The 16238-nt window shown below is 71.0% G+C and carries 15 protein-coding genes; 9 read left to right on the forward strand and 6 right to left on the reverse strand.

What is annotated here, in order from left to right; translation table 11 throughout:
- Positions 1 to 219 precede the first annotated feature (219 nt).
- From ACWDR3_RS33910 to ACWDR3_RS33930, 5 genes are all read left to right on the forward strand, one after another.
- Positions 220 to 744 (forward strand): DUF1453 domain-containing protein, encoded by a 525-nt coding sequence (locus ACWDR3_RS33910; protein WP_450356385.1) that lies wholly within the window; start codon positions 220 to 222, stop codon positions 742 to 744.
- On the forward strand, positions 741 to 1892 hold the full coding sequence (locus tag ACWDR3_RS33915; RefSeq protein WP_450356386.1) for a sensor histidine kinase: 1152 nt from the start codon (positions 741 to 743) through the stop codon (positions 1890 to 1892). Before ACWDR3_RS33910 ends, ACWDR3_RS33915 begins: the two co-directional genes overlap by 4 nt.
- On the forward strand, positions 1889 to 2575 hold the full coding sequence (locus tag ACWDR3_RS33920; protein ID WP_450356387.1) for a response regulator transcription factor: 687 nt from the start codon (positions 1889 to 1891) through the stop codon (positions 2573 to 2575). The genes ACWDR3_RS33915 and ACWDR3_RS33920 overlap by 4 nt, the downstream gene beginning before the upstream one ends.
- A gap of 68 nt (positions 2576 to 2643) precedes the next feature.
- Positions 2644 to 3210, forward strand: a complete 567-nt coding sequence (locus ACWDR3_RS33925; protein ID WP_450356388.1) for a DUF485 domain-containing protein — start codon at positions 2644 to 2646, stop codon at positions 3208 to 3210.
- Positions 3207 to 4799: a solute symporter family protein gene (locus ACWDR3_RS33930; protein WP_450356389.1), complete on the forward strand. Its 1593-nt coding sequence runs from the start codon at positions 3207 to 3209 to the stop codon at positions 4797 to 4799. Before ACWDR3_RS33925 ends, ACWDR3_RS33930 begins: the two co-directional genes overlap by 4 nt.
- Positions 4800 to 4834: 35 nt before the next feature.
- On the opposite strand, the gene ACWDR3_RS33935 is transcribed toward ACWDR3_RS33930, so the two are convergent.
- Complete coding sequence (locus ACWDR3_RS33935; RefSeq protein ID WP_450356390.1) at positions 4835 to 5527, reverse strand: response regulator; 693 nt, start codon at positions 5525 to 5527, stop codon at positions 4835 to 4837.
- A 161-nt stretch (positions 5528 to 5688) separates the two neighbouring features.
- Here ACWDR3_RS33935 and ACWDR3_RS33940 point away from each other — a divergent pair, with 161 nt between their 5' ends.
- The 3 genes from ACWDR3_RS33940 (at position 5689) to ACWDR3_RS33950 (ending at position 8522) form a co-directional block, all read left to right on the forward strand.
- Positions 5689 to 6504 carry an ABC transporter ATP-binding protein gene (locus tag ACWDR3_RS33940; protein ID WP_450356391.1) on the forward strand — a complete coding sequence of 272 codons (816 nt, stop codon included), beginning with the start codon at positions 5689 to 5691 and terminating at the stop codon, positions 6502 to 6504.
- Positions 6494 to 7360 carry an ABC transporter permease gene (locus ACWDR3_RS33945; RefSeq protein ID WP_402346474.1) on the forward strand — a complete coding sequence of 289 codons (867 nt, stop codon included), beginning with the start codon at positions 6494 to 6496 and terminating at the stop codon, positions 7358 to 7360. Before ACWDR3_RS33940 ends, ACWDR3_RS33945 begins: the two co-directional genes overlap by 11 nt.
- 100 nt (positions 7361 to 7460) lie before the next feature.
- A complete protein-coding gene (locus ACWDR3_RS33950; RefSeq protein ID WP_450356392.1) occupies positions 7461 to 8522 on the forward strand; it encodes an ABC transporter substrate-binding protein in 1062 nt (353 codons plus the stop codon).
- Positions 8523 to 8577: 55 nt separating this feature from the next.
- Here the strand turns inward: ACWDR3_RS33950 and ACWDR3_RS33955 are convergent, their stop codons facing one another.
- The 5 genes from ACWDR3_RS33955 to ACWDR3_RS33975 form a co-directional block, all read right to left on the reverse strand.
- Positions 8578 to 9258, reverse strand: coding sequence for a response regulator (locus tag ACWDR3_RS33955; RefSeq protein WP_450356393.1), 681 nt, complete (start codon positions 9256 to 9258; stop codon positions 8578 to 8580).
- Positions 9255 to 10919, reverse strand: a complete 1665-nt coding sequence (locus ACWDR3_RS33960; RefSeq protein WP_450356394.1) for an ATP-binding protein — start codon at positions 10917 to 10919, stop codon at positions 9255 to 9257. The genes ACWDR3_RS33955 and ACWDR3_RS33960 overlap by 4 nt, the downstream gene beginning before the upstream one ends.
- A 98-nt stretch (positions 10920 to 11017) precedes the next feature.
- On the reverse strand, positions 11018 to 11971 hold the full coding sequence (locus ACWDR3_RS33965; RefSeq protein ID WP_450356395.1) for a sucrase ferredoxin: 954 nt from the start codon (positions 11969 to 11971) through the stop codon (positions 11018 to 11020).
- A 53-nt stretch (positions 11972 to 12024) separates the two neighbouring features.
- Positions 12025 to 13281 carry a citrate synthase gene (locus ACWDR3_RS33970; RefSeq protein WP_450356396.1) on the reverse strand — a complete coding sequence of 419 codons (1257 nt, stop codon included), beginning with the start codon at positions 13279 to 13281 and terminating at the stop codon, positions 12025 to 12027.
- Between the two features lie 192 nt (positions 13282 to 13473).
- Positions 13474 to 15375, reverse strand: a complete 1902-nt coding sequence (locus ACWDR3_RS33975; protein ID WP_450356397.1) for an acyl-CoA dehydrogenase family protein — start codon at positions 15373 to 15375, stop codon at positions 13474 to 13476.
- Between the two features lie 151 nt (positions 15376 to 15526).
- Here ACWDR3_RS33975 and ACWDR3_RS33980 point away from each other — a divergent pair, with 151 nt between their 5' ends.
- The gene (locus ACWDR3_RS33980; protein ID WP_450356398.1) at positions 15527 to 16207 is read left to right on the forward strand and encodes a ScbR family autoregulator-binding transcription factor; all 681 of its coding nucleotides are present in this window, start codon (positions 15527 to 15529) and stop codon (positions 16205 to 16207) included.
- Positions 16208 to 16238: the final 31 nt, after the last annotated feature.

A 16238-nucleotide genomic window follows, 5' to 3' on the forward strand; every position in this document is an offset into this window, starting at 1 on the left:
CTCGCGGCCTCGCGGCCTCGCGGCCTCGCGGCCTCGCGGCCTCGCGGCCTCGCGGTGTCTCGGTGTCTCGGTGCTCCACCCGTGGGTGGAGGCGGCCGGTGTTCAGGATCCACCCGTGATCCACCCCGGCTCCGATCTGCCGGACCGTGCATTTCCGTAGCTTCGAAGACGTCGGCGGCGCTCGCTGCCGGAAACGTCTTCTCGCTCACGGAGGCACTGATGTCCGGGCTGGTCAACGCGCTGGTGATCGTGGCCGTCGTATGTCTCGTGATCGTGCGGCAGTTCCGCGCACAGCAGATCGGCACCGGGAGGCGCTGGTGGCTGGTGCCTGTGGTGCTGGCCGTCGTGGCGCTGCGGGAACCCGGCATAGTCGACGCCCACCACCACACGGAATCGCTCGCCCTGCTCGGGGTCGAGCTGCTCGTGGGCCTCGCTACCGGAGCCGGCTGGGCCTGGACCACCCGCATATGGACGGAGTCGGACGGTGCCGTGTGGAGCAAGAGCACCAAGGCGAGCGTGACCGTCTGGGTCGTCGGGATCGCGCTGCGCGTCGGCCTCTTCGCGCTGGGCGCCGCCCTCGGCGTGCACCAGGACAGCTCCGCCCTGCTCCTCGCCCTCGCGGCCACCCTCCTGGTCCGCTCCGGGATCCTGGTCTGGCGGGCCCAGTCCTTCGCCCCGACGGCGGGTGCGGTCACGGCGTACGGTGACCGCATGGTCCGGCCCGCGCGGAAGGAGCGCGTGTGACGCGGAACTCCTGGTCGAGCTGGCCCTCGCCGGAAGCTCTCGGGCGCAACGGGCTCTCCCGGCCCCGGCGGCTGCTCGCCTGGGTCGTGCGGGGGCTCGTCCTCGGCGTCCTGCTGTGGGGGGCGTTCACCAGCAACCACGAGCGCGGCTGGGCCGTGCTCGTGGGCGTCGGGGTGGTGATCGTCGCGGCCGCGCTGGCCTGGGTCCTGTACCGGACCACGCTCCAGCACAGGATGCTGCCGTCCCTGGTGTCGCTCGCGCTGTTGCAGGGCGTCGGGGTCGCCGCCCAGGCTTCCGGCTTCCGGACGCTCGGTCTCGTCCTGTGGTGCGGCTGTGCGGTCGCCGGCCTGGAACGGCTGCCCCTGAAGGTGGGAGTGCCGGCGGCGGGGCTGGCGCTGGCGCTCTACGGGGTCATCAACAACGACAACCATCTGACGACGGTCGTCACGTGCGTCGGTCTCGGTCTGGCCGGCTACACCCTGCGGCTGGACGCCGAGGCCCGGGGCAACGCCCAGCGGCTGCTTGCCCAGGAGCGGGCCGCCCGGGCGGCGGAGGCCGAGTCGGCGGCACTGGGGGAGCGGGCCCGGATCGCGCGGGAGATCCACGACGTACTCGCGCACAGCCTCTCGGCGCAGTTGGTGCACCTGGAGGCGGCGCGGCTGCTGATCGAGCGGGGAGCCGACCGGGAGCAGATCCTCGACCGGGTGGTGGCCGCCCGGGGCATGGCCCGCGACGGTCTTGAGGAGACACGGCAGGCGCTGTCCGCGCTGCGCGGCGAGATGACGCCGCTGGAGGACTTCCTGGGACAGCTCGTCGGGGTGACGGCCGGGGCCGAGGTCACCATTACGGGTGAGCGCAGACAGCTGCCGGCCGAGGCGTCTCAGGCGGTGCGCAGGGTCGCGCAGGAGGCCCTGACGAACGTCCGCAAGCACGCGCCAGGGGCCAAGGTGCGGGTTCAGCTCGACTACGGGGCGCACCAAGTGACGCTGGACGTGAAGGACTTCGGCGGTTCGCCGGGCGAACTCGCGGGCGCGGGCGGCGGGTACGGTCTCCTGGGCATGCGCGAGCGTGCCGAGCTGCTGGGCGGCTCGCTGCGGGCGGAGCCGGACGAGGAGGGGTTCGTGGTGACGCTGAAGGTGCCCGTATGACGGGAGGGGCGGAGATGCGGACCGCGCGGGTCGTGGTCGCGGACGATCAGACCGTCGTCCGTGAGGGCATCGTGATGCTGCTGGGCCTGTTGCCGGGGATCAAGGTCGTCGGGGCCGCGGGGGACGGGGACGAGGCGGTGAAGCTCGTCGCCGAACTCGCCCCGGACGTGGTGCTGATGGATCTGCGCATGCCGCGCTGCGACGGGGTGGAGGCGACCCGGCGCATCCGTGCGGAGTATCCCGGGACGCAGGTCGTGGTGCTGACGACGTTCGGGGACGACGAGTCCCTGTTCCCGGCGCTGCGGGCGGGAGCGCGCGGCTACCTCACGAAGGACGCCGGGGGCGACGAGATCGTCCGGGCGGTGCACAACGTGCTGTCCGGGGACGCGGGGCTGTCGCCGAGCATCCAACGGCGGCTGCTGGAGCGGCTGTCCGAGCCCGAGCCGCAGCAGGCCGCGGGGCCCGTCGAGCCACCGGACGGGCTCACCGCGCGGGAGACCGAGGTGCTGGTGCTGATCGCGGACGGCCTCAGCAATCAGGAGATCGCCCGTCGGCTGCACGTGTCCACGGCGACCGTGAAGACCCACATCAACAACCTCTTCGCCAAGACGGGACTCAAGGACCGTGCCCAGGCGGTGCGTTACGCGTACGGCAAGGGGCTTGTGCGGCCACCAGCGGGTTAGTCACCTGATGGGGTGAAGCCGGTGGCGAAGAAGAGTCGGGGATCTTCCCGTTCTGTCCATGCTTGGGCATGCAGTCAAGCAACGGTCGTCCCCGCGGAGTCGGGGGTGGTCCCGAGAGTCCGGCCGGGCACCACGAGGGCAGTGCCCCGGCACCAGCGCCCGAAGGGGTGCGGTACGACGACCCGTGGTACGACGCGCTGGCCTCCGGCTGGGGTGAGTCGGCCGGTGTCGGTGTGCCTGAGCCGGTGCCCGCTCCCGCGGTCGTGGCGCAGTGCAGGACGGGCGCGGAGGAGCGGATCGCCGCCGCCGACGTCTACCTCGAAGTGCAGCGCAGCGCGGCCTTCCAGGAGGTGCGCAGCCGGTACCGGAGGTTCGTGGTGCCGGGCTTCGCCGCCTTCTTCGCCTGGTACGTGGGGTACGTGGTGACCGCGACGACCGCGCCGGGGCTGATGGCGCGGCCGGTGGCGGGAGCGGTGAACGTGGCGATGGTCGCGGGGCTCGGACAGTTCCTGACCACCTTCCTGCTCGCCTGGGCCTACGCCCGCCACGCCCGGCTGCGCCGAGACCGAGCCGCGCTCGAACTGCGCTGGGACACCCAGGAACTGACCCGCGGCGTCCGGGGTGGTAGGTCGTGACGGGCAATCACCAGACGCTGGCGTTGCTCCTGTTCAGCGCGTTCGTCGCCGTCACGCTGGCGATCACGACGTGGGTGAGCCGCAACAGGCGTGGTTCGGCGGAGGAGTTCTACGCGGGCGGGCGGCTGTTCTCGCCCATGGAAAATGGTTTTGCCATCGCGGGCGACTACATGTCCGCCGCCTCCTTCCTGGGCGTCACGGGGCTCATCGCGCTGTTCGGCTATGACGGGCTGCTGTATGTGGTCGGCTTCCTCGTCGCCTGGCTGGTGGTGCTGTTCCTCGTCGCCGAACTGGTGCGCAACTGCGGGCGTTTCACGCTCGCGGACGTCATCGCGGCACGGATGCGCGAGCGGCCGGTCCGGATCGCGTCGGGAACTTCCTCGGTCACCGTGTCCGTTCTCTACCTGGTGGCGCAGATGGTGGGCGCGGGCAGCCTGGTCTCGCTGCTGCTCGGTGGGACGAGCGCGGCGGCGCGGGCCTGGACCGTGATCGGCGTCGGCGCGCTGATGGTGATCTATGTGTCGCTCGGAGGGATGCGGGCCACCACCTGGATCCAGATCGTCAAGGCGGTGCTGCTGCTCAGCGGCACGGTCGCGCTGACCGTGCTGGTGCTGCTGCGGTTCCACGGCGACTTCGACCGACTGCTGCTGACGGCGGCCGAACGCAGCGGGCACGGAAACGCGTTCCTGGTACCGGGGTTGAAGTACGGCGGGGACTGGACGGCCCGTTTCGACTTCATCAGCCTCGGCCTCGCGCTGGTCCTCGGCACGGCAGGGCTGCCGCACATCCTGTCCCGCTTCTACACCGTGCCGACGGCCAAGGCGGCGCGCCGTTCGGTGCTCTGGGCGATCGGGCTGATCGGCGGCTTCTACCTGATGACGATCGTCCTCGGCTTCGGCGCGGCGGCGATCGTGGGACCGGATGCGGTACGCGGATCGAACGCGGCCGGCAACACGGCGGTTCCCCTGCTGGCGCTCGATCTCGGCGGCGGCGCCGACTCCACAGGCGGAACGGTTCTCTTCGCGATCGTGGCCGCCATCGCCTTCGCCACGATCCTCGCGGTGGTCGCCGGCATCACGCTCGCGTCCTCCGCGTCCGTGGCCCACGACCTGTACGCGTCCCTGCGGCGCAAGCACGCCAAGCCGTACAGCGAGGTGGCCGTGGCGCGGATCGCCGCGGCGGGCATCGGCGTCGTGGCGATCGCCCTCGGCCTGCTCGCCCGCGACCTCAACGTCGCCTTCCTGGTCGGCCTCGCCTTCGCCGTCGCCGCCTCCGCGAACCTCCCGGTGCTGCTCTACTCCCTGTTCTGGCGCGGCTTCACCACACGCGGTGCCGTGTGGGCCGTATACGGCGGTCTCGTCCCGTCACTCCTGCTCGTGCTGCTGTCCCCGGTCGTGTCCGGCAGCCCCGAATCCCTGTTCCCCGGCGTCGACTTCCAGTACTTCCCCCTGCAGAACCCCGGCCTGGTCTCGATCCCGCTGGGCTTCCTCGCGGGCTGGCTCGGCACGGTCACCTCGGCAGAGGTCCCGGACGAGGCCAAGCATGCGGAGACCGAGGTGCGGTCGCTCACGGGTGCGGGGGCCGTGTAGGGACGGGCGCCTTCATGGCCGTAACCGCTCCGCTGTTACGGCGCCACCCACGCGTACAGGTGCTCCGGGCGGCCCGTGTCGCCGTATTTGAGGGTGAGGCGGAGGCGGCCGGCCTGTTCGAGGTGGCGGAGGTAGCGCTGGGCGGTGGAGCGGCTCAGGCCGGTCTCGGCGGCTACCTCGTGGGCCGAGAGGGGGCGGTCGGAGTGGTGCAGGACGCGGCAGATCAGGTCGGTCGTCGGTTCCGAGTGGCCGCTGGGCAGGCCGGGCGAGGACGGCACCGGCGAGGTGCGCAACGCGCCGAAGATGCGGTCGACCTGCTCCTGGCCGGCCACGCCCCGGCCGCCGACGCGGTCGACGGTGCGGCGCAGGGCGGCGTACGAGTCGAGGCGGGTGCGCAGGGCGGCGAAGGTGAACGGCTTGACCAGATAGTGCAGGGCGCCGAGGCGCATCGCGGCCTGCACGGTCGTCACGTCGCCGGCCGCGGTGATCATGATGACGTCGGTGGTGTGGCCCTGTTCCCGCATGCGGTGGACGAGTTCGAGGCCCGTCTGGTCGGGGAGGTAGTGGTCGAGCAGGACCAGGTCGATGGTGCCCCGCTGCACGCTGGCCAGGGCCTGGGCGGCGCTGTGCGCGCGGGCGGCGACCCGGAAACCGGGAACCTTTCCCACGTACTTGGCGTTGATCTCGGCAACGCGGAAGTCGTCGTCCACGACCAGGACGTCAATCATCGGGCCTCTTTCTGTCAAGGCCAGGCGGGCGTTAAGCCCATGTTTCGGCTCCGCTGTTGTAGCGCGAGCAAAACGAGCACAACAGGCCACAGGAAGCAAAAGAACGGCATGTGCCCACAAGGCTGATGCTGTGGTCCGCGCCACACCTACCGTCCCGGGCCATGAGCCCAGACACCAGCCCCGCCATCGAGCTGCGGGGCGCGAGCAAGACGTTCCGGACCCCGTCAGGGGGACTGCACACGGCCGTCAACGGCCTCGACCTCACGGTCGGGCGTGGCGAGTTCGTGGCGGTCGTCGGCCCCACGGGCTGCGGCAAGTCGACCACGCTGACCCTGGTCAGCGGGTTGGAGGAGCCCAGCGAGGGCGAGGTCCTGGTCGCCGGGGAGCCGGTGCGCGGCGTCGGTGACAAGGTCGGCTTCGTCTTCCAGCAGGACGCCACCTTCCCCTGGCGCACGGTCCTGTCCAACGTCATGGCAGGACCGCGCTTCCGCGGGGTGCCCAAGGCGGAGGCGAAGCAGAGGGCCCGCGAGTGGCTGGCCCGGGTCGGGCTCAGCGCGTTCGAGGACCGCTATCCCCACCAGCTCTCCGGCGGTATGCGCAAGCGTGTCGCGCTCGCCGCGACCTTCGTCAACGACCCCGAGATCCTGCTGATGGACGAGCCCTTCTCGGCGCTCGACGTGCAGACCAGGGCCCTGATGTCGGACGAACTGCTGGAGCTGTGGGAGGGCACCCGCGCCTCCGTCGTCTTCGTCACCCACGACCTGGAGGAGTCCATCGCGCTGGCCGACAAGGTCGTCGTGATGACCGCCGGACCCGCCACCGTCAAGCAGGTCTACGACATCGACCTGCCGCGCCCGCGCAAGGTCGAGTCGGTGCGGCTGGAGTCGCGGTTCATCGAGATCTACCGCGAGATCTGGGAGTCCCTCGGCGAAGAGGTCCGCATCACGCGCGAGAGGGGTGCCGCTCATGTCGCCTGACATCCTCAGCACGCCGGTGGTCGACACGGTCAAGACGCCGCCCGACCGCGCACACTCACGCGCGCGTGCCGCCCGCAGACGCAAGATCGTCGTCGCGGTCTTCCGGGTACTGCTCCTGGTCGCCGTCCTCGGTCTGTGGGAGCTGCTCGCCCGGACCAAGGCCATCGATCCGTTCAACTTCTCGATGCCCTCGAAGATCTGGGACCAGATCTACACCTGGCTGACCCACGGCACCGCACTCGGCTCCCTGGGCGAACAGATCTGGTACACGCTGTACGAGGCACTGCTCGGCTGGGTCATCGGCGTGGCCGCCGGTGTCGTGTGCGGTATCGCTCTGGGGCGGATCACCTTCCTCGCCGACGTACTTGGTCCATACATCAAGGTGCTCAACTCGATCCCCAGGATCGTCCTCGCGCCCATCTTCGTGATCTGGTTCGGCCTCGGGCCCGCCTCCAAGGTCGCCTCCGCCGTCGTCCTGGTGTTCTTCCCGGTGTTCTTCAACGCCTTCCAGGGCGCCCGCGAGGTCGACCGCAACCTGGTCGCCAACGCCCGCATCCTCGGCGCGAGCGACCGCAGGGTGACGCTTCAGGTCGTCATCCCGTCCGCCACCTCGTGGATCTTCACCAGCCTCCATGTGAGCTTCGGCTTCGCCCTGATCGGCGCGATCGTCGGCGAGTACATCGGCGCCACCAAGGGCATCGGCCTGCTCGTCGCGCAGTCGCAGGGCACCTTCAACGCGGCCGGTGTGTACGCCGCGATGGTCATCCTCGCCGTCGTCGCGCTCGTCGCCGAGGGGCTGCTCACCTTCGCCGAGCGCCGCATCTTCCGCTGGAAGCCGACCGGTTCCGACAGCTGACCCCACGGCCCGCCCCGTCCCGCAGCAATCGTCTCCCGGAGCACGCCTCTCCCTGCGGCTGCCTCCCTCGTACCGCCCTCTTCGCAAGGACGTGAACCCCATGCGTACACCCGCCAGATACGCCGCCCTGGCCGCCGCCGGCCTGCTCGCCCTCTCCTCCCTCACCGCCTGCGCCAATGACGCGTCCAGCACCGCGTCCACGGGCTCCGGGAGCAAGGGAGACGGCAAGGGGACGAAGGTCAAGATCATGGTCGGCGGCCTCGACAAGGTCATCTACCTGCCCGCGATGCTGACCCAGCGGCTCGGCTACTTCGACGCCGAGGGCCTCGACGTCGAGCTGCTGAGCGAGCCGGCCGGCGTGCAGGCCGAGACCGCGCTCGTCTCCGGCCAGGTGCAGGGGGCCGTCGGCTTCTACGACCACACCCTCGACCTGCAGACCAAGGGCAAGGCCGTCGAGTCCGTCGTGCAGTTCTCGCACGCGCCCGGCGAGGTCGAGATCGTCTCCAACAAGGCGGCGGACGACATCAGTTCGCCCAAGGACTTCAAGGGGAAGAAGCTCGGCGTCACCGGCCTCGGCTCCTCGACCGACTTTCTCAGCAAGTACCTCGCCGTCAAGAACGGGGTGAAGGTCAGCGACTTCACCCCGGTGGCCGTCGGCGCGGGACCGACCTTCATCGCGGCGCTCCAACAGGGCTCCATCGACGCCGGCATGACGACCGACCCGACCGTCGCCACGATCCTGGACAAGAAGGTCGGCAAGGTCCTCATCGACATGCGGACGCCCGAGGGGTCCCAGGAGGCGCTCGGCGGTCCGTACCCGTCGTCAAGTCTGTACATGCAGACGGACTGGGTGAACGGTCACAAGGACACCGTCCAGAAGATGGTCAATGCATTCGTCAAGACGCTCAAGTGGATGTCCACACACAGTGCTTCCCAGATCGCCGACAAGATGCCCGCCGACTACTCGCAGGGCAACAGCGTCCTGTATGCCAAGGCCATCCAGAGCACGCTGCCCATGTTCACCAAGGACGGCGTGATGCCCGAGAACGGCCCGGAGACCGTCGAGAAGGTTCTCAAGGCGTTCAACCCCAACATCAAGAACGCCAAGGTGGATCTCGCCAAGACATTCACTACCGAGTTCGTGGAGAAGGCGACGGGCTGACATCCGTATGTATGGGGGGGCACGGTCCCTTCCCCCGCCCCCACCCGACCGTGCCCTAGGCGCGGGTCGCCCACACGTAGCGGTGTTCCGGGCGGCCCGCGTCGCCGTACTTGAGCGTGAGCCGGGCCCGGCCCGTGCGCTCCAGGAGCTTCAGATAGCGCTGGGCGGTCTGCCGGCTCACCCCGGTCCGGTCGGCGATCTCCTGGGCGGACAGCGGCCCTTCGGCGTTCATCAGGGACCTGCGCACCAGCTCCGCCGTGTTCGGGGAGTGCCCTTTGGGCAGCCCCGGCTCCGAGGGGGCCGACAGCGCGCCGAAGATGCGGTCCACCTCGGCCTGTTCCGCCTCGCCGCCGCCGTCGAGCGTGCGGCGCAGCTCCGCGTACGCCTCCAGCTTGGCGCGCAGGCCCGCGAAGGCGAACGGCTTGACCAGGTACTGCAGCGCGCCGTGCCGCATCGCGGCCTGCACGGTCGACACGTCCCGGGCCGCCGTCACCATGATCACGTCGGTCTGGTGGCCGCGCCGGCGCATCTCCTGGACGACCGCGAGACCCGTCTCGTCGGGCAGGTAGTGGTCCATGAGGACCAGGTCCAGCCGAGGCAGCGCCTCCATCTGGCACAGTGCCTCGGCCGCGCTGTGCGCCTCGCCGGCGACGCGGAAGCCCGGCACCTTCTCGACATAGGCGGCGTTGACCTGCGCGACCCTCGTGTCGTCGTCCACGACCAGGACATCGATCATCGCGACTCCTCCTCGGCGGACGTGTCCGCGGTTGCCGTCAGGGCCGGTTCCGGCTCGGCCAGCGCCTCGGGCAGCACGACGGTGAACTCCGCGCCGCCGCCCTCCGCCGCGCCCACGGTCGCGCTCCCGCCCTGTCGTTCGGCGAGCCTGCGCACCATGGAGAGCCCGATCCCGCGCCTGCGGTGCGCGGGCGGCTTCTTCGTGGACCATCCGTCGGTGAAGATCAACTCGTGGTTCTCGGCGGGGATCCCGGGCCCCGTGTCGCGCACCCGGAGCACGGCGGTACGTCCCTCCGCGCGCAGCTCGACCTCCACGCGTGCGTGCGGAGTGCCCGCGACGGCGTCGAGCGCGTTGTCCACCAGGTTGCCGACGATCGTGACCAGGCCCCTGGGGTCGATCAGCCGGTCGGGCAGCCGGGTCCGGTCGGAGACCCACAGGGCGACGCCCCGCTCGGCCGCGACGGTCGCCTTGCCGACCAACAGGGCGGCCAGCAGCGGGTCCTGGATCTTCTCGGTGACCTGCTCGGCGGTGGTCCGGTGGTCGCCGACCACCTCCCCGACGAACTCCACGGCGTCCTCGAACATCTCCAGTTCGAGCAGCCCCAGGAGCGTGTGCATGCGGTTGGCGTGTTCGTGGTCCTGCGCGCGCAGGGCGTCGATCAGACCGAGCGTCGAGTCGAGCTCCCGGCCGAGCTGCTCCAGCTCGGTGCGGTCGCGCAGGGTGGCGACGGCGCCGCCGTCGTCGGTGGGCATCCGGTTGGCGACCAGGACGCGCTGGCCGCGCACGGTGAGCAGGTCGGTGCCGGTCACCCGGCCGGCCAGGATGTCGGCCGTACGCCCGCTGCCGAGAGCCTCGTCCGGGAGCCGGCCGACGGCCTGGGCGTCGATGCTCAGTAGACGGTGCGCCTCGTCGTTCAGGAGCCGTATGCGGCCGGCGCGGTCCAGGGCGACGACGCCCTCCCGGATGCCGTGGAGCATCGCCTCGCGCTCCGCCAGCAGCCCCGAGATGTCGGAGAACGCCAGGTCGCGGGTCTGCCGCTGGACCCGCCGGGAGACCAGCCAGGCGGCCAGCGCGCCGACGGCCAGGGCACCGCCGGCGTAGGCGAGCAGCCCCGGTATGGCGCTGAGCAGCCGGGCGCGCACGCTGTCGTAGGCGATGCCGACCGAGACCGCCCCGATGATCCGGCCGTCGGCGTCCCGCAGGGGCACCTTGCCGCGGGCCGAGCGGCCCAGGGTGCCGCTGTCGATCTCCATGACCTGTCGACCGGCCAGCGCCTGGCTGGGGTCGGTCGAGACGGTCCTGCCGATCTGCTTCAGGTCCGTGTGCGACCAGCGCACCCCGCGCCAGTCCAGCACCACGATGTACTCCGCGTCGGTGGCCTTGCGGATCCGCTCCGCCTCCGTCTGGACCGGTCCGTCGACGGTCGGGGCGGTGTTCTGCACGTCCTCGGCGATCTGCGGCTGCTCCGCGGTCGTCTGCGCGATGGCCAGCGCGCGGTGCATCGCCTCGTTGTCGAGCTGATCGCTCAGCGGCGCGAGGAACAGCCCGGTCGCGAGCACCGCGACCCCCGCGGCGATCGCCACCTGCATCAGCAGCACCTGCGAGAACACCCGCTTCGGCAGACCGAGGCGCAGGCGTCGTGCGGGGGGCGTGGGGCTCATACCCACGACGGTACGTGGACGCGTGGGGACTGCCGTAGGGGGATGTGGTGTGGATCTCTTGATCAATACGTACGGCGACCTAGTTGTCTGTACGGGCGTCAGCCCGCGAGCGCTGTCACCGTCGCCGATGCCGTCATCTCGCGCACCGCCACCACATCCATCCGCGCGGGCGAGCCGAGGACCGACGTGCCGCAGGTCTCCGGCCGCGGTGGCAGGGACGCGCCCTGCGCCACCACGACCCGCCAGTGCCGTCCGTCCGTGTGCGCGACGGTCACCTCCCAGCGCGGTGCCGCGCCCGCCGTCCCCACGACCCGCAGCGCGTCCGCCGCGTCCTCGTGCGCGGCCCTGCGCACGGCCAGCTCGGCGGCCTGACCGGGCCGTTCCCAGGCGGAGCGCCCGCGGCACCCCTCCGCGACGATCCGTCCCTCCTGGGCGCTGTGCAGGATCTCCTTGACGGCATGGGCCTCGGCGCGGCCGTACGCGTACCCGTACGGCAGGACGAGCAGCGTCGGTGAGAAGCGATGTCCACCCAGATGGGTGACCTCCCAGACCCCCTCCACCCCGGAGGCGTCGAGTTCGGCGGCCAGCGGACGGCCGAGCAGGGCGCAGCAGCGGTCCCGCTTGCCGTTGGTGCAGACGAGGGCGAGCGGATCACCTTCGTGGGGCCGGGCGTCGAGCACGGAGTCGAAGGTGTGGTGCTCGCCCCGGCCGAGCGCGGCGAAGTCGAGGTCCAGCAGCTCCCGCGGATCGCAGGTCGTGGCCGAGTGCAGCCAGGTCCTGCCGGGTACGGTGTGGGCCGCGTACACCTGCCGCTCCGACGGCGTGCCGCAGTCCGCGTGCCGCCCCGGTCGGCGGATGAGCGCGATGCGTACGCCGGTGCCCTGCGCGGCAGCCTTCAGGGCGCGGCCCAGTGCCGGATCCAGGTGGCTCGATGTGAGCGCCTTGGCGCCCCAGGGGCCGGGCTGTTCCAGCAGCAGCCAGGTGCTCGCGGTCGCGGCGGTGCCCGAAATGGGCTCGTCGAGATCCCGGGAGACTGTTGAGCACGTACTCACAGAGGTGAGCCTAACCTGACTTGAACCAGGGCGACTTCCGGCCTGCCCGTCGGCTACTCCGGTAGTGGCTGGGGCGGTTTCGGACCGACGTAGTGGCCGCTCGGGCGCATACGCAGCGGGCGTTCGCCGTACTCCTCCATGGCGTGCGCGATCCAGCCCGCCGTACGGGCGACGGCGAAGATCGTCTCGCCTGCCGTGGCGGGCATCCCGGTGGACGCCGTGAGCACGGCGAGGGCCAGGTCGACGTTGGCGTGCAGCGGGGTGTGGCGGGCGGTGACGGTCACGATGTCGCGGGCCGCGGCGAGGGCGGGCGCGGCCTTGGGGATGTCCTCCAGGAGGCCGAACAGGACACGCGCGCGTGGGTCCTCGCCGGGGTAGAGCCGGTGCCCGAGGCCCGGGATGCGGCGGCCGGCCCGGAGTTCGTCGGCGATCACGGGGGCCGCGTCGCCCTGGTCGAGGACGTCGAGGAGCAGCCGGTGGGCGAGGCCGCTCGCCGCTCCGTGCAGGGGGCCTTCGAGCACGCCGAGCCCGGCGGAGACGGCCGCGTAGGCGTGCGCGCGGGCCGACGCGGCGACCCGCACGGCGAGGGTCGAGGCGGCGAGGTCGTGGTCGACGAGCAGGGCGAGCGCGGTGTCCAGTGCGCGCAGGGAGGCCTCGTCCGGGTCCCGCCCGCTCAGGCGTGCCCAGAGGCGGTCGGCCAGCGGGCCCGTGTCGCGGTGGCCGCGCCGGGCCGGCGGGAGGGCCGTGACGAGCGTCGGGACGAGGGTGCGCGCGGTGCCCAGCACGGCGTCCTCGGAGAGGTCGAAGCGCAGCGGGTCCGCGGTGGCGGCGGCGATCGCCGCGACCCTCAACCGGTCGGTGGGACCCGCGTGTTCGGGCAGCGCGTCGACGGCACGGCGGGCCACGGCGACGGAGGCCTCGGGCGCCGTGAACTCGACGCCGGGGCGCAGTCGGCCCGTCCAGAGCCACTCCGCGACTTCTTCGTAGGAGTGGCGCGTGGCCATCAATGTGGCGTCCACGCCGCGGAAGTAGTAGCGGTCCGACTCGATCAGCGTGATGCGGGTGCGGACGGCCAGCTCGCCCCCGGAGCCCGAACTCCCGGCGCTCTCCCGTCTGTTGCGCCGGGCGAGCGCCTCCACCTCCTTGGCGTCGAAGGTGCTGCCCCGGCCGCCGGGCACGCGTCGGCTGCCGAGCTGACCGCGGCTCACGTAGGCGTACACGGTCTCGGATTTCACGCCCAGCACTTCGGCGGCTTCCTTGGTGGTCAGCCGGCGTTCGGCGGGACCGGCGGCGGGGTCTTGATCGCGCATGGGGTCACCGTAGTGGCACAAGGACACATGGATTCGTGCATTGACTGAATCAATGTTGATGGCAATGAAGTCAATCATGGACAGATGGCTCGCCCAATGTCGCCGACCGCGCAGCCGCCCCGTACGCCCACCGTCCTCAATGACGAAGAACGCCCTCCCGAAGAGAGGGCGTTCTCGCTGTCACGCGATGGGTCAGCCGATGCTGGGCTTCAGGCTCGGCCGGTCCGCGTAGTCCGCGTTCGCGATCGGGATCCGGGCGAGGTACTCCTCCGGGACGTCGAAGGCGTCCACCAGGGTCATCAGGTGGGGGGCCAGGTCGGCGACGACCGACTCCGAGGTGCGGTGCAGGGACGTCACCTGCTCCGCGGTCATCAGACCGGCGGCGATCAGGTCGCCGGTGTGCTCGCGGAGCTGGTCGAGGAGGAACAGCCGGGACAGGTTCTCGAGGAGGAACCGGGTCCGGGCGTTGGTGGCGCGCCCGGCGGCGGCGCGCAGGGCGTCGGCGGCCTGCAGCCGGACGTGCGCGGAGACCATCTCCAGGGCGGCGCCGGAGGTCTCGTTCCAGCGGCCCAGCGGGTCACCGGACGGGCCGCCACGCAGTGCTTCGCAGGCGCGTTTCTGCCAGATGCGCTCGGCGGAGGCCAGCAGATCCCGCAGGAAGCCCAGGTCGGTGAGGTCCCGTCCGGCAGGCAGGACCGGCGCGGCGGGGCCCGAGTCGTGGCCGAAGACCATCTCGGACGCGGCCTTCAGCCAGATGACCAGGTTGTCGCCCTCGGCGGTGATGCCGCCCTCGACGTTGCCCGGCAGATCGGCGATGCCGTTCGCCGGGAACAGCCCCTGGGCGCCGCATCGTTCGCGGGCCTCGACGGTGATCTTCCGGGCCTGCCAGGTGATCCATCCCTTCGCGACGGCGATCAGGCGTTCCAGCCGCTCGCGCTCCTCGCGGTCGGTCTCGTCGTGAGCGACCCAGCGCTCGACCGCGGAACGGTGCAGGAAGGTCATCGCGTAGGCGGTGGCGATCGAGTGCAGCAGCCGGCCGTGATGGCTGCGGTGGGCGGTGAGGGGGACGCGCCGGCCCGGCTTGGTGTCGCTGATGTGCCGGTGGTGGGCGTAGCGCGTGGCGATCGTCAGGGCGGCCCGGGCCATGCCGAGAGTGCCCGCGCTCATGCAGAGCTTGCCGACGGTGACCCGGCCGACGGAGCGGAGGAAACGTTTCCGCTTGTTGCCGAGGACGCTGGTGAGCCGGCCCTCCTCGTCCAGCCGGCCGTGGTCGGCCTCCAGCATGGCCTCGCGGGGCAGCCGGACATGGTCGAAGGAGGTCAGGCAGTGGTCGACCGGGGTGCCCGCGCGGTCGGCGAGGCGGCGGACCCGGACACCGGGCAGATGGCCGTTCTCGTCGCTGAGCGGTGTGAGGAAGAGGAAGACGCCCTGGTCCACGCCGTCGACCAGGAGGCGGGCGGCGACCACGGCGGACTTCGGACCGCCGGTCAGACTGGTGTTGGGCATGAACTTCCGGGCGCCCGGGGCGGGGGTGTTCAGCACGAACCCGCCGGTCTCGCGGTCGAACTCCGCGGTGGTCCGCAGCGCGGCCACGTCGTTCCCGTGCTCCAGCTCGGTGCACAGGAACACCCCGGTGCGCCGCATGGAGGTGAAGGCCGACAGGTCGCGCCGGTCGGCGTCGTGATCGAGCAGGCTGCCCAGGAAGAGGTTGTAGTGGATGCTGGCGACGGTGCACAGCCCGCCGTCCACGTAGCCGGCCCACTCGTGCAGGGCGGTCAGCCGGCGGGTGTCGCGGACCAGGGCCTCGGCGTCCGCCGCGGCGTCGTTCACCAGGCGCAGTCGGTGGTACGAGAGGGTGGCGCGCTCCCGCGGGGTGAGTCCCGGACGGAAGGCGAAGTCCGCGCCGCCGGTGAGGCGACGCCAGGTGCCGTGGACGAGCTCGCGCTGATCGCCCTCGAAGAGCAGACCGGTGAGTTCGTCGAGGGCGCTGCCGCCGACCGGATGGATGGTGGGTGAGGAGGGGACCGGCTCCTCGATTCCCCCGAAAACAGTCCCCAGTGCGTGCCGATACGGTGCCTTGACAGGGCGGAACATCAGATTTCCCCCAATTTGAGTGCCCAAGCCAGACAGAGAAGTGGTGCGCTGGGGAGAAACCTACGGACCAAACGGTTTGGTTTTCAAGTCTTGAAAAACCGGGGCGGTGGTTTTATTCTGAGACTTGTCGCGCGAGGTACGGAGGCATGTTGTGGCACAGCAGGATCGGGCAATCCGGACTCGGAGCAAGATCGTCCTGGCGGCGGCCGAGCTGTTCGACGAGGTCGGCTACGAGGCGGCGACGATCGCCGAGGTCATCAAGAAGTCCGGGGTCACCAAGGGAGCGCTGTACTTCCACTTCTCCTCCAAGGAGGAGCTGGCCCAGGAGGTGCTGGCCGGCCAGGTGGCCGCGATGCCCCCGGTGGTGCCCCAGGACCTGGTCCTGCAGCAGAGCCTGGACGAGGCGCTGCTGTTCGCCCATCTGCTCAGTCTCGGCGACCCGATGGTGGCCGGCAGCGTCCGGCTCACCGTCGAGCAGGGGTCACGGCAGGACGGCCTGGACCGGCGGGTGCCCATGCAGGCCTGGATCGACCACAACCTCGAAGTGCTCACCCAGGCCAAGGCCGCGGGCGAGCTGCTGCCGCACGTGGACATCGCCGCCACGGCCGCCCTGTTCACCGGGTCGTTCACCGGAGTCCAGGTGCTGTCCAAAATACTGACCGGCCACGCGGACATGGTCGAGCGGGTGACAGACCTCATGCGCAGCCTCATGTCCGCCATCGCGGTCCCCAGTGTGCTGGTCCGGTTGGACTTCGCGCCGGGCCGGGCGGAGCGGGTGTACACCGACGCACTCCGCCGGCGTGAGGAGCGGGTGGTCACCGCGGCGGTGTGACAGTGCCGGAGGTGATCCGGCACTACGGGGG

Source organism: Streptomyces sp. NPDC001002 (genome assembly GCF_053599215.1).

Excerpts from the sequence above, each read along its gene's own strand:
- ACWDR3_RS33910 (WP_450356385.1), top strand. The coding sequence starts at position 220 with ATGTCCGGGCTGGTCAACGCGCTGGTGATCGTGGCCGTCGTATGTCTC.
- ACWDR3_RS33920 (WP_450356387.1), top strand. The coding sequence starts at position 1,889 with ATGACGGGAGGGGCGGAGATGCGGACCGCGCGGGTCGTGGTCGCGGAC.
- ACWDR3_RS33925 (WP_450356388.1), top strand. The coding sequence starts at position 2,644 with ATGCAGTCAAGCAACGGTCGTCCCCGCGGAGTCGGGGGTGGTCCCGAG.
- ACWDR3_RS33935 (WP_450356390.1), bottom strand. The coding sequence starts at position 5,527 with ATGATTGACGTCCTGGTCGTGGACGACGACTTCCGCGTTGCCGAGATC.
- ACWDR3_RS33940 (WP_450356391.1), top strand. The coding sequence starts at position 5,689 with ATGAGCCCAGACACCAGCCCCGCCATCGAGCTGCGGGGCGCGAGCAAG.
- ACWDR3_RS33945 (WP_402346474.1), top strand. The coding sequence starts at position 6,494 with ATGTCGCCTGACATCCTCAGCACGCCGGTGGTCGACACGGTCAAGACG.
- ACWDR3_RS33950 (WP_450356392.1), top strand. The coding sequence starts at position 7,461 with ATGCGTACACCCGCCAGATACGCCGCCCTGGCCGCCGCCGGCCTGCTC.
- ACWDR3_RS33955 (WP_450356393.1), bottom strand. The coding sequence starts at position 9,258 with ATGATCGATGTCCTGGTCGTGGACGACGACACGAGGGTCGCGCAGGTC.
- ACWDR3_RS33960 (WP_450356394.1), bottom strand. The coding sequence starts at position 10,919 with ATGAGCCCCACGCCCCCCGCACGACGCCTGCGCCTCGGTCTGCCGAAG.
- ACWDR3_RS33970 (WP_450356396.1), bottom strand. The coding sequence starts at position 13,281 with ATGCGCGATCAAGACCCCGCCGCCGGTCCCGCCGAACGCCGGCTGACC.
- ACWDR3_RS33975 (WP_450356397.1), bottom strand. The coding sequence starts at position 15,375 with ATGTTCCGCCCTGTCAAGGCACCGTATCGGCACGCACTGGGGACTGTT.